The sequence below is a fragment of the Methanomicrobiales archaeon HGW-Methanomicrobiales-1 genome (genome assembly GCA_002839675.1).
GTDB lineage: Archaea > Halobacteriota > Methanomicrobia > Methanomicrobiales > Methanospirillaceae > Methanoregula.
The window spans coordinates 347,686-364,041 of record PGYM01000002.1 but is presented as its reverse complement, the minus strand read 5'-3'; the positions used below and the strand labels follow the sequence as shown (position 1 = coordinate 364,041).

The window sequence follows — 16,356 nt, the reverse complement described above, 5'->3', positions numbered from 1 at the left end:
GCGTGTATATGCGGATCTGGCTTTAAAACGAGGGAAAAAATGTCGATTTACTTCGAGCGGATATGAGCAAATGCCTGCGCGGCTTTCGCCGGGTCTTCTGCTTCATAGATCGCGCGTCCAACAATGATCCCGTCAACGAGTTTTGCAACCGTATCCGCATCCCCGCCCTGTGCCCCAACGCCCGGTGAAAGGATCTTCCGTTTGCCGACAATGCCCCGAAGGATCTTCACCCGTTCGGGCCGTGTGGCAGGCGCGATGATCCCATCAGCCCCGCATTCCATAGCTAGTTCTGCGATCTTCTCTGCAGTGCCACCATGGAAGAACCCGGTAGCACCGGGATGACTCATCTCGGCAACCACGTAGCAGGCCCCCCCGCACTCAAACGCGGTCTCGACACAGGCAAGCACCGAATCTTTTCCCACGAACCCGTGGCAGATGATCGAAGAGAACCCGGCATCGAAGACCTGCTCGGCGATCAGCCGGTTGGTGTTGGGGATATCAGCCACCTTGAAGTCGGCGATAAGCGGGAGGTCGTAGTCTTCCAGTTCGTCGGCAATCGCAAGCCCGCAGGAAAGTATCAGCGGGTAGCCGAGCTTGATGGCATCGATATGGGGAGCACAGGCCTCTGCGATGGACAAGGCCTGCTTCTTCTCGGTTGCGTCAAGCGCGAGAATGAGGTCCGTCATGAGAGCCTCTCCATGACTGCAGCTACCATAACGGGGAGCGTGATCGTGGCATCGCCGTACACGGTGACTGCCTGGGCCTCTTCCGTGATTTTACCCCACGACCGGGCCTCGTCCAGCGTTGCGCCCGAGAGCCCGCCGAGATCCGGACGGTCACCGGTCAGCTGGACTGCATAGGAGAACCCGTTAGGGGTCATGAGCATGCTCTGGAGGATGAAGTTCTTCGGCACACCGCCCCCGACCAGCATGGCACCGGCTTTCTTTGTGGTAAAGCAGAGGTCCATGAGGGCCGGCATATCGGCAAATGCATCAACAGTCACTTTGTTGGTCTGGGAGAAGAGCCAGTACTGGAGACCGATCATGGAGTCCTGTACCGCAGGGCAGTAGACCGGGATATTGTTGTGATACGCGGTGTGCAGGATGCCTGACTTTAAGTTCTTCCCGATATGCCGGAGAAGAGCGGAGATGGAAATGGTACTACCGGGTTCAAGTTCCCCGAACACTTTTTGCATGAATTCTTCGAAATGTTCGAACGCCTCGTTGGGGAGGTACACATCGTAGATCCGGTTGATCTCATCGTGCCGGAGTTCGATATCGCTGCAGAACGCGGTGCCGTGGAAATGTTTGCAGCCGATCGCTTCGATGATATCGTGGGTCAGGTTTGCGCCCGTGGAGACGAGCACATCGATATGCCCGGCCTTGATCAGGTCAGAGACGATCCCGCCCATACCGGCAGGGACCATCGCCCCGGCGAGCCCGAAGAACTTCGTGGTCTCTTTGTCCTGCAGCATCTGCTCGTAGATATCCACGGCGCGGGACAGCGATCCGCCATTGTACGCCCCGGCCTTTCCCATTGCCATGACCAGTTCATTAACAGTCATCTTCGGTTTCAGGTGCATCTGGGTGACCGGTTCATCGCACTGTTTTGCCATACTCTCTTCTCCCAGTTATGGGGAGGTATTGGTGTTCCGTACAGATAACAGTGTTTCAGGAATAGTCTCACCCGGAGCCGGGATTAATGGCAGGATCTCCCTGTCATGGAAAAACCGTGTTTTTTAATGTGAATGCCAAGCGATAAACAAAAACGGCAGTTTTTTGCAAAAAAAGAGTATTTTTTACGAAAAGTTTTGCTCATGCAGCATCTTTTCTGTATGCGCTGATGCACCGGGAACCCGGCAAAAAGAGAAAAAACGTTTTTTTGGGCGCCACTATCAGGAAGATATTTACCCTTTTAAGATGGTCTATCCTCTATGAAAGAGGTACGGTTTACCATTAAGAAGCGGGCATTCCCGAGCCAGGGACGGGTGCGGCTCAACATCGCACACCTGCCCGACCTGGGAATCCACGAAGGGGATCATGTGGATCTCGTCAACGAAGCCACGAAGAAATCAGTAACCGTCACGGTCATTGCCGACACCATGGTCCGGGTAGGGCATGTCCGGGTAAGCGAAGAGGATCTTAAGACGATCGGCCTTAACGACGATGATGACGTCATTGTGAAAAAAACACCCCCCCTGCAGGAAAAGATCAAGAAGGCGGCAGCAGATGCCAACAAATCGTTTTCAAAAGGTGTTGACAAACTTGACGAGTCGGTGAAAAAGACTTCCGGGGAAGTCAAAGCCAGCGCAGAAAAAGCTGCCGACAAGGTAAAAAAAGAGACAAAGAAAGCATCTGATAAAGTCGGGAAAGCGGCTGCAAAAACCGTCAAATCTGTGAAAAAAACGGTAAAGAAGGCAACCGGCACTCACGATCAACTCTGATCCGGCCCGGTTCTTAAACACTGTAAAAAGTAACAGGGTGAAAAAATGGCAACAGAAGCAGTAATCACCGACACCGTCCTCATGGGTATCCTTGTTGTTCTCGCTATGGTCGTTATATATCTCATTGTCCGGGAGATACGCATCATGAAGACTGCCAACCGCACGGTTGAGCTTGAACTGGAAAAGGACAAACTCAAACTCTTAAAGCAGCACGAAGAGTCGAAAGCCTTCCCGTTTACCCGGCTCTCCATGGAACAGACCGCCGAGATAAAAACCGTTGAAGACGATAATGCGGGCCTCGAGACGAATATCTTTGCAAAGGAAAAACTTATTGAAACCCGGCTGACCCGTCTCGAAAATCTCGTAAAAACAAGAAAACTGGATAATCTGTTAGGAAATATCCAGGAACAGGAGAAGCAGGTGAAATAAACCATGTACCCGGTTATTAACCAGAATCCGAACCAGAACGCAACCGGAGATTCGTTCTGGGACCAGTTCTCCCATATCCCCGGCACTATTGAGTCCCATCTCCCCTCATTCGATAAATCGCTCGATCTCTATTTCGACAAGAACTTTGCCGCCATTATCGAGGAATGGGACCTGGTAACCGACAGCGATCTCCACAAGCTGGAAAACCGGCTTGCAGCCGTGAGCATGGAGATCAGCAGCCTGTATGAAGGGAAGATGGCCGTCGAGAGCCGGGCAAAGAAGCTTGACAATCTGATTACGTCGCTGGAGAAGTCATTATGATCGGCATGGACACGTACCTGAATGCGTATGTTGATCGCAGGATGAACAATATCGTTGACGAATGGGATCTTGCCACCAGAACAGATCTCGCAAACTTCACGGATCGCCTGGATTCGATCGAGCGGGAGGTCCCCCGGCTGAAAGCATTCGGGCAGGCAGCAGCGGACAAGCTCACCGAGCTTGAAAACCGTGCCAATAAACTCAAGGGGATGATCTGAGATGGACTTACTGGAATTCATCATCATCGTCATTGTATTGTGTGCGATTATTTTCCTGATCTATTACTTTATCCGGGGCGCAAAGGGCGATATCTCGCTCGACCGCCCGGTGGAGAGCCGGGTGGACGAGTACCTTGACCGCCGTTTCCAGCACATGGTTGAGGAATGGCAGCTGGTCTCCCACCCGAAACTCCAGCAGTTTAAGGAACAGCACTACAAGGAGATCGAAAACGACGAAGCGCGTCTCGCTGAATTAAAGAAATACGAGTCTGGGATGCAGACCACATTGTCAACCCTGGAGGCACGTCTTGACACTCTGGAAAAAGAGCTTGCCCGGAAAGGCAGCTCCAAAAAGTAATGAATCTCCCGATCACCTCCGCGAGCTGAAAAAAGAGATCACCGTGATGCGCAAACAAGGGGAGCCTCCCATAAAGGACCCCGGCAGTTTCGCCCGTTACATGTGTGATCTCTGCTCAACTCCCCATACGATCTCAGAGCTCCGCCAGTGTGTTCTCTGCGGGCGATGGGCGTGCGATGCCTGCTGGAAGGATGAATATTATACCTGCAAATCCTGTGCCGGGATCATTAAAATTCATACAATGAAGGGCTAAGATCAGATTCCCGATAATCTTTTTTCCCATTGGTTTACTAACTGTACAGAACAGGAGAACTCCTGGGACAGATCCGGGAAAACAAAAATTCCACTACGTTTAATGGCCTGAGAACCAAACGCAGTGAATCCCAAGCACTATGGTGACACCGTTGACTGCCGGCACGATGAACTCAGGAACCGAGAGCGAAATTCCCCTCCGGGAGATTATCAGCAACGAACTGGCTGCCGTTCAGCAGAATCGGGCCGGGCTGATGACACCGAGGGGCCACACGGGAATACATCTTCTCATCCTTCTGGTGTGCATTTTCACTAACGTGATCTTCTCTCTCGTCCGTCCGGATTATTTCGGGCTTTTCATTGCAGCCAGCTTCTACCTCAATATGTATTATTTTATCACACTGCTGATCCCGACAAATTTCCAGGGCACAAGCCTTCCGGCAGCGGACTTATCAAAGTTCCATGCATGGCTTAAGGAAATCGGGGTCACCTCCGGGACCACCCGGTTTACCCGGCTGTTTATCAACTCCCTTTTCATGAACAGTCGGGCCCTGTCACTTGGGATCGGGCTGATCTTCTCCATCGACATCGTGTTTGCCCTCATCCATTTCACCCGGGGACTCCCGCTCAGCACCACGCTTATCGTGATTGCCCAGTGTGCTATTATCGTAACCTTTTACCTGCTGGTCTGGAAGGTGGAACCTTTCTCGACTACGTATGTAAAGAAAGTGGAGAAGGCGAAACGGACACTGCACCGTCAGAGACTGCCACCCCAGCTGGTCGCAGCAGTGTTTATCTTCGGATTCCTGCTTGCCATATTCCTGTTCCTGACCACCATCATCTACCTGCCGGGCGTTACCCTGAACGCCTTTTTAAACGAGTCCCAGCTGGCCGAGCTCGGGCACCTGTTCGCCCTCTTGGCCGTCATCGCCTTCAGCCAGTATTTCATTATCCGGTATATCCACGGTATCACCAGCAGGACAATGGCAGACCGGCTCTTTGATTTCAAGGAACAATCGTTACAGGAGCTCCTTGACCGGGAGGAATCGAACCCGTCCACGACCGATGCGGACCAGAACCCGTTTGACATAAGTGCCCAGCTGCTCGAATCCAAGATCTTCATCATCAAGAGGAATTCGCTTGCCGGGATATTCCCGGTCTTTGTAGTAGACCTCGACTTCTCGGTGATGATGGACAGCACGACCCTGACTGCCATCAAGGGATATATCGTGGAAAAAAAACACTAAAATGCATTCGGGTTTTCCCGGTAAAAATGGATAAATTTCCAGCGGCATTTTTTCACATCAGAAAAAAGATCGGATGTTTTCCCCGAATTCGGAAAATCCATACCCTTTAATAATCAAAAACAAAAATGAACCGCATGGAAAACTGTAGTATTTGCGGGGTCTCAAAGGCCCAGATCGTGGGAATCATCGGTGCAGTCCTTCTCATTATTGGATGTTTTGTCCCGTTATTTTCCCTTACCATTCTGGGAAAAACACTGTCGGTCACTTTTATGACAGCCGGGTTTGCCATTTACGGTGGAGCGTTAATCCTTACCGCACTGGTTATTATCGGCCTCCTCATGGTAAAGAAAATTCCGGAAGCCCAGGGAGCCGGATTCGCGGTCTTCATTACGATCCTTGTCTTTTTCGTAGATGCGATAACCGGTTATAACAGCATCAAGGATATGGGAATCATCGCATCGTTTGCCGCAGGCTTCGTCAGCTTCGGGTATGCATGGATAGTGCTTTTTGTTGGTGCAATCCTTGTTGGTGCAGCACCGTATGTTGACCGCTTGTTCCCGGCCAAGGCATAATTCCTGCAAGGGATAACCGGCAGCTAATTCTTTTTTAAAATCTTTTTTGCTCTGGAGAAATCTTGGTTTTATCAATCCGTTCGTGTTCTCTGAAGATTACGCGGGTGATCCTTTCAACTCCGTTTATACTATCCCGGTTTTTTTAAGAATTGTAAAATATCCAACTGCCTGCTACGGTGACAGAACAAAAAAAAGAAAAAAGATAATCCTATCCCAAATGGGATAGGATCTCACACGTTTCAGAACGCTACGACCGTTTCACCTTTCTTCATGAACAGGCCGGCGATGATGCTGATAATCCCCAGGAACAGGCAGTAGATGCCCACGAGCAGGATTAAGACAACCGATCCCTCGGTTGGGATCGGGGCAAAGCCGATCAGGATCCCGAAAAGAACGGCGAAAAACCCGCTGATACCCAGCAGGACCCGGAATGGCAGTTCCTTTAAGGAGTAGGCAATGGCCAGTTCTGCAATTCCCGTGATGATCGCCCATGCCGCGATCAGGATGGTCAGGGCAAAGAACATCGCAAAGGGCGATATGAACATGAGGAGGGCAATGATCACACCGATAATTGACAGGATGAGCACACCCCAGTGCACCTTGCCGGACTCGCTTAGAGAGATTGCTCCGGTTACCATTGAAATGATCAATAAGAAAATCCCGATGATGTAGGCAAATATTGCCTGCATCCCCACCGGGAGGGTAAAGCACAGGATCCCTATTATCAGAGCAAAGATACCGCGGGCCAGAAGTCCGCCTTTTGTCAGAATTTCAACTTCCATAGAAGATCATCTTCGATTAACGATCGCGTGGGATTTAATTATTTCCAGAACTGTGCCCGAAAAATAAAACATTATGGATTTTTTTAACAGGGCTCTGAAAAAAAGTAGTTACGCCGCCCTCACGCTGATTGCCATCTCCGCAATCTTCCGGTAAACTTTTGCCGTTTCGGACTGGGTCCACCGGTCGAACACGAGCGACTGGAATGGCTGCCAGATCGTCACCCAGCAGAAGATCACCAGCACGTTCTCGATCACTTCTACGAGAGGATCTCCTTTGAACTGGGAACAGATGGCTATGCCGATAAACGAGGGAATACAAACTGCAAGCGTCAGCCGGAACTCGCGGAGACCAACTTTCTGGGTAAGCCGCATATCCCGCTGCACCTCACCCGCACGTGACCGGAAATGGGACCGGATCGAAGAAGGGATCGCGGCTTGCCGTTCGGATGTCATCTCGGACTGGGGGAGAGCGATCTCTATCTGATCGCAGTGACCCATCTGGGATCCCACGTCCAGCACTTCCCGGAAGATCTTCTCCTCGGCCCGGTCCGAGAGTTCCCGGTTGTTCTCGGGTGTTGGATCATCCGGGTCGTAGAAATGAGCAATTGTCCGGAACGTTACCGATGCACCGTTGTTTTTCTGTTCGTTATCGTTTTGCATGTATCCATATCCCCTTACACCAATTGCGTTTCAGCCAACCGGGATTGAAGTACACCCATGCTGTCAGCACCTTCACGAGTCCCTTGATCGTGATCATCTGCACCAGGGTTATACCTGCATAAACGATCGTCATCGCCCTTTCGATTTATAAATACCGGTTCTCATATTTCCGTATCCTGCTGTTCACCGGAAACAGACAATGGTCCCACTCCCGTACCCTGAAACGGGGAAGACACTCCTCCCCACCATAATCATTAAGACCCAATACCCCACATTCTCGTTAATAAGCAGTCCCCGTAAGATCGTTACGAAAATTTATGAAAAATCCAGAATGGAAGGTGAAATTTCACCATAACTCGCTCCGGTGATGGCAAACACACAGGAGCAACTATCGTTACCGCGTACCGGAATAATTGCGCAGGATGGATGAACTGGTGTATGCCCGCATAACGTATCCAAATGGTGTTGGACTATGAAAAAAACCCAGACGCCTGTTCTGCCGGAGAGAAGAGCGGGAAAAGATTCAGTTTCCCCGAAACAAAACACCAGGGCCCGGCAGCCTGACAAGAAAAATGCACCTGAAGTAAACTTTCCCATCATTGGCATTGGTGCCTCTGCCGGGGGGCTTGAAGCCTTCGAACTCTTCTTTAAAACAATGCCTGCCGACAGGAACATGGCGTTTGTGCTCGTGCCTCACCTTGATCCGGGGCATGCGAGCATGCTCTCCGATATCCTCCAGCGGGATACCAATATGCCGGTCCACGAGGCTGAGGACCAGATAAAGATCGAGGCGAACCACGTCTACATCATTCCGCCCAACAAGGACATGGCAATCTTCCATGGCACAATCAACTTAAGTGTCCCGGAACAGGCACGGGGACTGCGGTTGCCCATAGACACCTTCTTCCGGTCGCTTGCTGAAGACCAGGGTGAACGGGCGATCTGCGTGATCCTGTCCGGGAGCGGGTCGGATGGCACCCTTGGGCTCCGGGCAATTCATGGCGCTGGCGGGGTTTCCTTTGTGCAGGAACCGTCCACCGCAAAATATGACGGCATGCCTTCAAGTGCTGTCCAGAGCGGCCTTGCCACCTATGTGCTGCCGGTCGATAAGATTACTGAGCAGCTGGTCAGCTATGTCAGGACCATTGCTGAAACCGGCGTTCCCCCGGCTCCCCCGGTTCCTGCGACCCTAAGTGCCATGCGGCGTATCATGATGCTCCTGCGTTCGAGAACCGGCAACGACTTTTCCCAGTACAAGCAGAGCACGATCAATCGCCGGATAGACCGGCGGATGGTTGTGCATAATCTGACGGATAAGGATGCATATGCCCGGTACCTCCAGGAAAATCCCGCAGAGGTTCACACCCTGTTTAAGGAACTGCTCATCAACGTGACCAGTTTTTTCAGGGACAAAGAGGCGTTTGAAGCCCTGAACAACGAGGTACTGCCCCGGCTGTTTAAGGACAGAGAGGAGAACTCAGTCATAAGGATCTGGGTACCAGGGTGCGCCTCCGGAGAAGAGGCCTATTCCCTCGCCATGATCTTCCGCGAGTATATGGATCTGATCAAACGGGAGTTTAAGCTCCAGATCTATGCAACGGATATCGATGACGAGGCGATCGTGACCGCACGGGCGGGCCTGTACCCGGCAAATATTGCCATCGATGTCTCACCCGAGCGGCTCCGGCGGTTCTTTGTAACCGAGGAGACCGGCTACCGGATTAAAAAAGAGATCCGGGAGATGGTCGTCTTTGCGATCCAGAACGTGATCAAAGACCCGCCATTTACCCGGATGGACCTGATCAGCTGCCGGAACCTGTTGATCTACCTTGATGCCGAACTCCAGAATCAGGTGATCCCGGCGTTCCATTACGCGCTCAAACCGGAAGGGGTGCTCTTCCTGAGCCCGTCCGAAGGCATCGGGAATTTCACCGATCTCTTTGGCCCGCTCGACAAAAAGTGGAAGATCTATGCGGCCAAACCCTCAGCATTGTCCGGAAGGACGCTTGTTGCCCGTCGGTTCGCGTGGACCGGTGTACCCCCCGAAATGGAAGCAGGAGTGGCTGATGTCAGGAGAGATAAGACAAACTTTGCCGAACTCACCCGGCGCGTGCTCATCCAGTCTTTTGCCCCCCCGTCCGTGATCACCGATGAGGAAGGAAATATCGTTTACGTGCATGGTGACACCGGGAAATACCTCCAACCGGCCCAGGGCCAGGTAAGCACGAATGTCATCGATATGGCACGCGAGGGACTGCAGCTGGACTTACGCTCTGCTATCCAGAACGCCGTGGCAAAGAAGATCCCGGTAATCACAAAGGCCATCCCGGTCAGGACGAATGGCGGCACACACGGGGTTGATCTTATCGTTCGGTCCCTTGCCGGCAATGATGTAGGACGGGACCTGCTGCTCATCAGTTTCCAGGAGGCCGGACTGGCTCCCCCGGAGGAACACGGGCCGGCGAAACGTGGTACCAAAAAAGGGGAGATAAAACGCGTAGAGGAGCTGGAGCGGGACCTTGCGTACACCAAAGAGAATCTGCAGGCTATGATCGAGGAGATGCAGGCAGCAAATGAGGAACTCACATCAACGAATGAAGAGCTCCAGTCCACCAATGAGGAGCTCCAGTCCACCAATGAAGAACTTGAGACCTCAAAAGAGGAACTCCAGTCAGTCAATGAAGAGATCGTGACGGTGAATGCAGAACTGCAGGCAAAGATCGAGCAGCTCACGGATATCCAGAACGATATGAAGAACCTGCTGGAGAACGTCAATATCGGGACGATATTTCTGGATGACCATCTCGCCATCAGACGGTTCACCCATGATGCCCTGCGGGTTTTCCGGCTTGCAGCATCGGATACGGGACGCCCGCTTGCTGACATACGGTCCCTGATCCCGGATGAGGATCTGATCCCCGATGCAGCTGCGGTACTTGATTCGCTCATCCCCCGGGAGAAGCAGGTGCTGACAACAAATAACGAATGGTTCCATGTCCGCATCATGCCCTACCGTACGCTGGAGAACGTGATTGACGGTGTAGTACTGACGTTTTCCGACATCACCGCCATCAAAGCAGTCGAAACAGAAGTACAGGCTGCCCGTGACTATGCCCAGAACATCGTAAACACGATCCGGGAACCGCTGGTGATCCTGAACGGTTTGTTTGAAGTGGTGTCTGCGAGCCGTGCGTTCTACGAGGAATTCCATGTTACCCCCAAAGAGACCGTGGGACGTCCGCTCTACTCACTGGGTGACCGGCAATGGGACATCCCCCGGCTCCACGAGCTGCTGGAGGATGTGCTGCCAAAGGATACGAGCTTTGAAAATTTCAGGATTGAGTTTGATTTCCCGGTTATCGGGCAGAGGAAAATGCTGTTAAACGCCCGCCGGATCTCCGGCAAAACAGAGACCGCAGATCTCATTCTGCTGGCAATTGAAGACATTACGCCACCGGGAAGTGCAGGGAAGAACAGCACACCCGGCGGGAGTGGTTGACAAGGGGACAAAAAATGGCAGCGGGAAAGAAGAGACCGGAAGCGAAGAACACGGGCACCCCGGGCAACGGACGTTCTTTGCGGGATTATGCTGAGGAACAGCTCGCACACGCAACGAAGCGTTCTCCCGACCTTACCAGGCAGACGGCAGAAGAACTCATTCACGAACTCCAGGTGCACCAGATCGAGCTCGAAACACAGGCGGAAGAACTCCGGAGAGCGCATCTCGAGCTCGAAGAGTCCCGGGACCAGTACCTCGACCTGTATGATTTCGCCCCTCTTGGCTATCTCACCCTGACTGACAAGGCACTGATCTCACAGGTGAACCTGTCTGCTGCGGTGCTCCTCGGCATTGACCGCAGCAGGCTGATCAATGCACGGTTCAGGACCTGGATTGTTCCTGAAGATATGGAGATCTGGGACCAGTATTTCATCACTCTGCTGCAGTCAGAAAAGAAACACACAGCCACCCTCATGCTCAGGCGGGGTGACCGGCCTCCGTTTCATGCCCGGCTGGAAGGTGTCAGGCTCATCGGCAGCGGCAACGAACCTTCAATGCGGGTGGCAATCAGCGACATCACGGATATCAAGCAGGCAGAACGGGCCCGGCGCGAAAGCGAGCAGCTCTTAAAAACCGTTATTGAAATTCTTCCGGTAGGAGTCATGATCCTGGATGCTAAGGGTGTGGTTACTACCATCAACCCGGAAGCGGAGCGGATCTGGGGCAGGAACTGTTCCAGGATCCCCCATAAGTTCCCGGAATGCACGTGCTGGCGGCTGGAAGACGGGGCCCGGATAGAGGCCCGTAACTGGGCTGGGGCACGAGCGGTTGAAAAAGGCGAGACAACACTCGAGGAGCAGATCGAGATCAAGTGTTCCGGTGGCATCCACAAGGTGGTCCTCAACTCCGCCCTTCCCCTCCGGAGCAGCGAGGGGAGCCTCGGCGGGGCCCTGGTCGTAACGCATGATATCACCGAGGGCAAAATTGCAGAAGAGCGAATCCAGTGGCTGGCAAGTTTCCCGGAACTGAACCCGGATGCGATAATCGAGCTCGACGCAAACGGTACGATCACGTATGCCAATCCCGCAACCAGAACGATCCTCAAGGATCTGGACCTGCCGGATGACCCCGCCCTCTTCGTTCCCGGGGACAGGGCAGAGATCACCGGGCTGCTCAGCACCGGTTCCGAAGCCCGGATCTACCGGGAAATTTCCCTGGGCCCTGAGATCTTTGCAGAAGATATCTCGCTGGATACCGGGCTGCAGGTTGTCCGGATCTATGCCCGGAATATCTCCCTGCGTCGTGAATAATCATTCACCGCAACCCAGTTCATTGAAACTGACCTCCGGAGATCGTGCTGGTGAGCCGGAACAAAGGCAGCGGGTTTTCGATCCGCAGAGCGGCTGATTCCCGTATGCAGCATTGCCGGTTTTTTGAAAATATCCAGTTATTCCCCGGTCCTGTTCCCACGGGGACTTTATTGAGAAGCATTCTTATGGGGAAACCATCCAATTTCCTCTAATCGGATCCTGATTCGCATGAGTGAAAGTTCGTCTCCCCCGAAAATGTCCCCAAAGGACCTGATGATCGTCATCGTGATCGCGCTCGGTTCATTCATGGCCGGTCTCGATGCAACGATTGTGAATATTGCTCTTCCCGCGATTGCAAAATCCCTTGATATCTCCACGGTGCTGGCTTCGTGGGTGCTCAACGCGTACCTGATCATTCTCGTCAGTCTCCTGCTCGCCGCATCACGCCTCGGGGATATGAAGGGGTACCGGAATATTTTCCTTGGCGGCTTTGCCCTCTTCACCGCCGGTTCGGCTCTCTGTGGATTATCTTCCACGATTGACATGCTGATATTGTCACGGATGATCCAGGCCGTGGGTGGTGCGGTCATCTCGGCGCTGGGCGCAGTCATGGTCACCTCCTACCTGTCGGCATCCCTGCGGGGACAGGCACTCGGCGTTGTTGCCATGTTCACCATGCTCGGGGCCGCTCTTGGCCCGGTAGTCGGGGGTTTTCTCACCAGCGCATTTTCCTGGCAGTACATTTTCTTTGTGAACCTGCCGGTCGGAATCATCGCGATCATTCTCGGTATCCACATCCTCCCGAAGATGGCGCCGGTAGCCCCGACAGCAAAGCTCGATATTCCCGGTGTCCTGCTCATCTTTATTGCGCTGGGCTCGCTGATCGTTGGCCTGACCTCAGTGGAGGGCAACTTCCCTACTCTCGGAATGGTTGCTCTTATTGTATCGGCGATCTTCTGGGTACTCTTCATCGTACAGGAACGCCGGGGGAAAGAGCCATTAATCAATACCAGCCTCTTTGCCAACCGCGGGTACTCGCTCCAGAATATTAACGTGATGCTGATCCAGATGGCGATGGCCGGGGTCATGGTTATCATGCCATTCTACCTGGAACTCATCAAGAACATTCCTGCGGATAATGCAGGGACAATCCTGCTTGCGTTACCGGTCGGGATGATCCTGACTGCACCGCTCGCGGGAAAGGTCTCGGATGTCATCGGCACGAAAAAACCGATCATCACCGGTTTTGTGATCTGTGCGGTTGCCCTGTTCCTCCTCTCTACGATTTCCGCCCACACGAGCGTGGGACACATCTGCATCTACCTGTTCTTACTCGGTGCGGGAACCGGCATTGCATTCTCGCCGCTGAACAGCGCAGTGATGGGCGAGTGCCCGGCAAAAGACCGCGGGTCCACGAGCGGGCTTGTCAAGATGATGACCAATCTCGGTTCATCGCTCGGGGTTGCGCTTGTCATGCTTGTCGCTATGATCGCTGCCGGACCAAAACTAGCCCAGGTTTCGTCCCATGCAATCTCTTCAACCGAGCTGGCCGGTGCGTTTGATGCAGCGTTCCTGTTCTGCATGGTTTTAGAGATCATCGGCATCGTGCTGATGCTCGGGGTTGCCGAGAAAGAGCCCTCGGGCGAGAGCAGCGGAGAAGTGGGGATCGGATTCTGATCCCTTCCCTCTCTTTTCATCCATCAACACCGTTATTTTCCGGGAAGCACAGTACTACAACCATGCCGAGCACGGACCCTGCCCAAAAAGATACGGTTCGTCCTTTAATCGACCGTGCCCGGACCGCCCTCCAGCACGATCTCTCATCCTGGCGCGAACAGCTCGCCCGCAGTATTGCCCGGAATAATCATGGCCTGCCGAGCGATACGATCGCAGCAGCGACAAACCAGATCCTCGGGCGTCTCCTCTTCCTGCGTATTGCAGAAGATCGCGGACTTTTGGAAGCCGGGACCCTCCGGCAGATCCAGGGGACCTCCGATCCCCTCAGTGCCATTTCAGAATTTTTTTTGCCCATCGCAGATCCGTGGAAAGAGATTCCGGTAACTGCCTGGCTTCAGCTGGTTGCCACCAAGCCAGTGGTTCCCGAAGATCGCGTGATACAAAAAATTCTCCTGCAGCTCTGCGAGCCGGAACGGCGTTACGATTTTTCATCCCTCTCCAATGAAACGATTGCAGAAGTACTTGATCAGCATTTCTCCAGCGCCATCCGCCGCTCTGCTGCGGACCAGGCAGTCATTGTCCCGGCGCCTGATGCGCTCCAGTCACAGGGAACTCCCACACCTTCCGATGAACTGATCGCGTGCATGGTTCACCAGTCTCTTGCCGGCGTATACGCGAACCGGCACCCGGACGACCTGCTTCCCGTCCGGGTCCTCGACATGGCGTGTGGTGCCGGGCGGACACTTCTTTCTGCATACCAGTACCTTCTCGCTCATGCCGGTAGTGGCAGTCACACGTTTGCCGAGCGGCAGGAGCATCTTGTTGCCTCTGTTCATGGCGTTGATCTCGACCCGCATGCCGTTGCAGTCACAAAGATGCTCCTCTTTTTCGAGCTCTGCAGGGATGAACAGGCCCGGAGCCTGCCGGAAAAATTCTCGAGTCTCGCAGGGTCGGTGTTACGGGCGCTTGACCGGAATATCCTGTGCGGGAATTCCCTTGTTGCCGAAGATGCCGGGTCGGATGAATCGATTGCATTCTCCCCGGCGCATGGGCGGCACCGGATCAATCCTCTTGACTGGCACAGTGCATTTCCCGAAATCCTGCGGTCGGGAGGTTTTGACGCGGTGCTCGGCAACCTGCCTGATGGCCCGCTCCAGCCGCACGAGTGGGTGCACCGGTATTTCCAGCGCCATTATTCCGTATACCATCAGCAGGCGGATCGTTCCGCCTATTTTATCGAGCGAGGACTTTCGCTCCTCTGCCCGGGCGGAACGTTTGGCTGCGTTGCGGGTAACCGCTGGCTCCGAGCCAAATCCGGCGCACCGGTCCGTAAGTTCCTGCTCCAGTACCAGATCGAAGAGATCGCTGATGTCGGCACGGAAACCGGCGATAAGCTGCACCCCTCGCTCTGCCTGCTCCGGATCACCCGCAGCCCGCCATCGCATGCGTTTTTTGCCGCCCCGCTGGATCTGAACAGTGCAGAACCGCTGGAGGTACAGGTTCGTGCGGGGAAGTTCCCGCTCGATCAGACTGTGCTGGGTGCCGGCGGCTGGACGCTCCGCGACACCCGGGTCCAGGATCTCTTAGGAAAAGTCCGCAGCGCCGGCACTCCTTTGGAGGAGGTCGTGATGGGCCGGGTCCATCACGGGATTATTTCCGGGCTGGACGAGGCGTTTGTTATCGATGCCCGGCAGAGAAAAGAGCTGATCGCCGAATCCCCGAAAAGCAAAATTTTTATCCGGCCGTTCCTGTCCGCAGGAGAAATTGTCCGGTACGGTTCATCCCCATCATCCCGCTTCATTATTTTTATTCCGCAGGGCTGGACGAAATCCCATGCGGGCGACCAGGCCAGCTGGCGATGGCTCCGGAAAAAATTCCCGGCCATTACCCGGCACCTGAAGCCTTTTGCTGAGCGGGCAAAGGAGCGCAAGCACCAGGGCGATTTCTGGTGGGAGTGTGCCTGCGAGTCGGGTGTCTTTGACCATGACCGGCCCCGGGTATTTTTCCCGGGTTCTGGAAAATTCCAGACCTTTATGTTCGATGCAGGCGCTGCGGTGCCGGACCGGCATACCCGTTTCATCAGTTCCTCCAGTCTCTTCCTGCTCGCGGTGCTCAACAGCCGGCTGGGCACATTCGTTCTCAGAGTTATCGCAGATGAAATGCCGGAAAAAAACCAGCTGAAAGTGTGGGAGCGGATCGCGGCACTGCCGATCTATACGCCGGATTTTGATCACCCGGATGACAAGGCCCGGCACGATCGTATGGTCACGCTCGTTACCGGGATGCTGGAACTGCACGAGCATCTGGGCCACGCAAAGACCGATCAGGAGCGGCGGCTCATTGCGCAGGAGATCGGGTCGACCGACCGGCAGATCGATTCATTGGTGTACGGGTTGTATGGATTGACAGCCGATGAGATTGCGGTGGTGGAGGAGAGCGTGGGGAAATGACAAACAATGTTCTTTTCCAGAATATAAATTTCCCATAATTTTTTTTACCATTTTTTATTTTTTTACCAAAAATTTTATTTTACCAAACCCCCCCATTATCTCATACGCGGGAGAGGTGTTGATGTGAAACAGAAAAGT

Annotated in this window: 16 protein-coding genes; 12 read left to right on the top strand and 4 right to left on the bottom strand. The window is 53.6% G+C overall.

Features of this window, described 5'->3' with window-relative positions; all coding sequences use genetic code 11:
- Positions 1-47: 47 nt before the first annotated feature.
- A complete protein-coding gene (gene pyrF / locus CVV30_08170; GenBank protein ID PKL69520.1) occupies positions 48-686 on the bottom strand; it encodes an orotidine-5'-phosphate decarboxylase in 639 nt (212 codons plus the stop codon).
- Positions 683-1,615: a deoxyhypusine synthase gene (locus tag CVV30_08165; GenBank protein ID PKL69519.1), complete on the bottom strand. Its 933-nt coding sequence runs from the start codon at positions 1,613-1,615 to the stop codon at positions 683-685. Before CVV30_08165 ends, pyrF begins: the two co-directional genes overlap by 4 nt.
- A 318-nt stretch (positions 1,616-1,933) precedes the next feature.
- Here CVV30_08165 and CVV30_08160 point away from each other — a divergent pair, with 318 nt between their 5' ends.
- The 8 genes from CVV30_08160 (at position 1,934) to CVV30_08125 (ending at position 5,840) form a co-directional block, all read left to right on the top strand.
- Positions 1,934-2,443 carry a hypothetical protein gene (locus tag CVV30_08160; GenBank protein ID PKL69518.1) on the top strand — a complete coding sequence of 170 codons (510 nt, stop codon included), beginning with the start codon at positions 1,934-1,936 and terminating at the stop codon, positions 2,441-2,443.
- A 45-nt stretch (positions 2,444-2,488) separates the two neighbouring features.
- On the top strand, positions 2,489-2,872 hold the full coding sequence (locus CVV30_08155) for a hypothetical protein (protein ID PKL69517.1): 384 nt from the start codon (positions 2,489-2,491) through the stop codon (positions 2,870-2,872).
- A 3-nt stretch (positions 2,873-2,875) separates the two neighbouring features.
- Entirely contained in the window at positions 2,876-3,193 is a 318-nt protein-coding gene (locus CVV30_08150; protein ID PKL69516.1) for a hypothetical protein, read from the top strand.
- Positions 3,190-3,411 (top strand): hypothetical protein, encoded by a 222-nt coding sequence (locus CVV30_08145; GenBank protein ID PKL69515.1) that lies wholly within the window; start codon positions 3,190-3,192, stop codon positions 3,409-3,411. The genes CVV30_08150 and CVV30_08145 overlap by 4 nt, the downstream gene beginning before the upstream one ends.
- 1 nt (position 3,412) lies before the next feature.
- Entirely contained in the window at positions 3,413-3,769 is a 357-nt protein-coding gene (locus tag CVV30_08140; protein PKL69514.1) for a hypothetical protein, read from the top strand.
- Positions 3,720-4,022 (top strand): hypothetical protein, encoded by a 303-nt coding sequence (locus tag CVV30_08135; protein PKL69513.1) that lies wholly within the window; start codon positions 3,720-3,722, stop codon positions 4,020-4,022. Before CVV30_08140 ends, CVV30_08135 begins: the two co-directional genes overlap by 50 nt.
- 139 nt (positions 4,023-4,161) lie before the next feature.
- Positions 4,162-5,268: a hypothetical protein gene (locus CVV30_08130; GenBank protein PKL69512.1), complete on the top strand. Its 1,107-nt coding sequence runs from the start codon at positions 4,162-4,164 to the stop codon at positions 5,266-5,268.
- 125 nt (positions 5,269-5,393) lie between these two features.
- On the top strand, positions 5,394-5,840 hold the full coding sequence (locus tag CVV30_08125) for a hypothetical protein (protein ID PKL69511.1): 447 nt from the start codon (positions 5,394-5,396) through the stop codon (positions 5,838-5,840).
- A gap of 239 nt (positions 5,841-6,079) precedes the next feature.
- Here the strand turns inward: CVV30_08125 and CVV30_08120 are convergent, their stop codons facing one another.
- Positions 6,080-6,622, bottom strand: a complete 543-nt coding sequence (locus CVV30_08120; protein ID PKL69510.1) for a hypothetical protein — start codon at positions 6,620-6,622, stop codon at positions 6,080-6,082.
- Between the two features lie 108 nt (positions 6,623-6,730).
- A complete protein-coding gene (locus CVV30_08115) occupies positions 6,731-7,282 on the bottom strand; it encodes a hypothetical protein (GenBank protein ID PKL69509.1) in 552 nt (183 codons plus the stop codon).
- A 472-nt stretch (positions 7,283-7,754) separates the two neighbouring features.
- On the opposite strand from CVV30_08115, the gene CVV30_08110 reads away from it, so the two are divergent.
- The 4 genes from CVV30_08110 to CVV30_08095 all read left to right on the top strand — a co-directional run bounded on the left by CVV30_08110 (position 7,755) and on the right by CVV30_08095 (position 16,218).
- The gene (locus tag CVV30_08110; protein ID PKL69508.1) at positions 7,755-10,781 is read left to right on the top strand and encodes an SAM-dependent methyltransferase; all 3,027 of its coding nucleotides are present in this window, start codon (positions 7,755-7,757) and stop codon (positions 10,779-10,781) included.
- 14 nt (positions 10,782-10,795) lie between these two features.
- A complete protein-coding gene (locus CVV30_08105; GenBank protein PKL69507.1) occupies positions 10,796-12,091 on the top strand; it encodes a hypothetical protein in 1,296 nt (431 codons plus the stop codon).
- Positions 12,092-12,319: 228 nt separating this feature from the next.
- Complete coding sequence (locus CVV30_08100) at positions 12,320-13,768, top strand: MFS transporter (GenBank protein ID PKL69506.1); 1,449 nt, start codon at positions 12,320-12,322, stop codon at positions 13,766-13,768.
- A 62-nt stretch (positions 13,769-13,830) separates the two neighbouring features.
- On the top strand, positions 13,831-16,218 hold the full coding sequence (locus tag CVV30_08095; GenBank protein ID PKL69505.1) for a hypothetical protein: 2,388 nt from the start codon (positions 13,831-13,833) through the stop codon (positions 16,216-16,218).
- Positions 16,219-16,356: the final 138 nt, after the last annotated feature.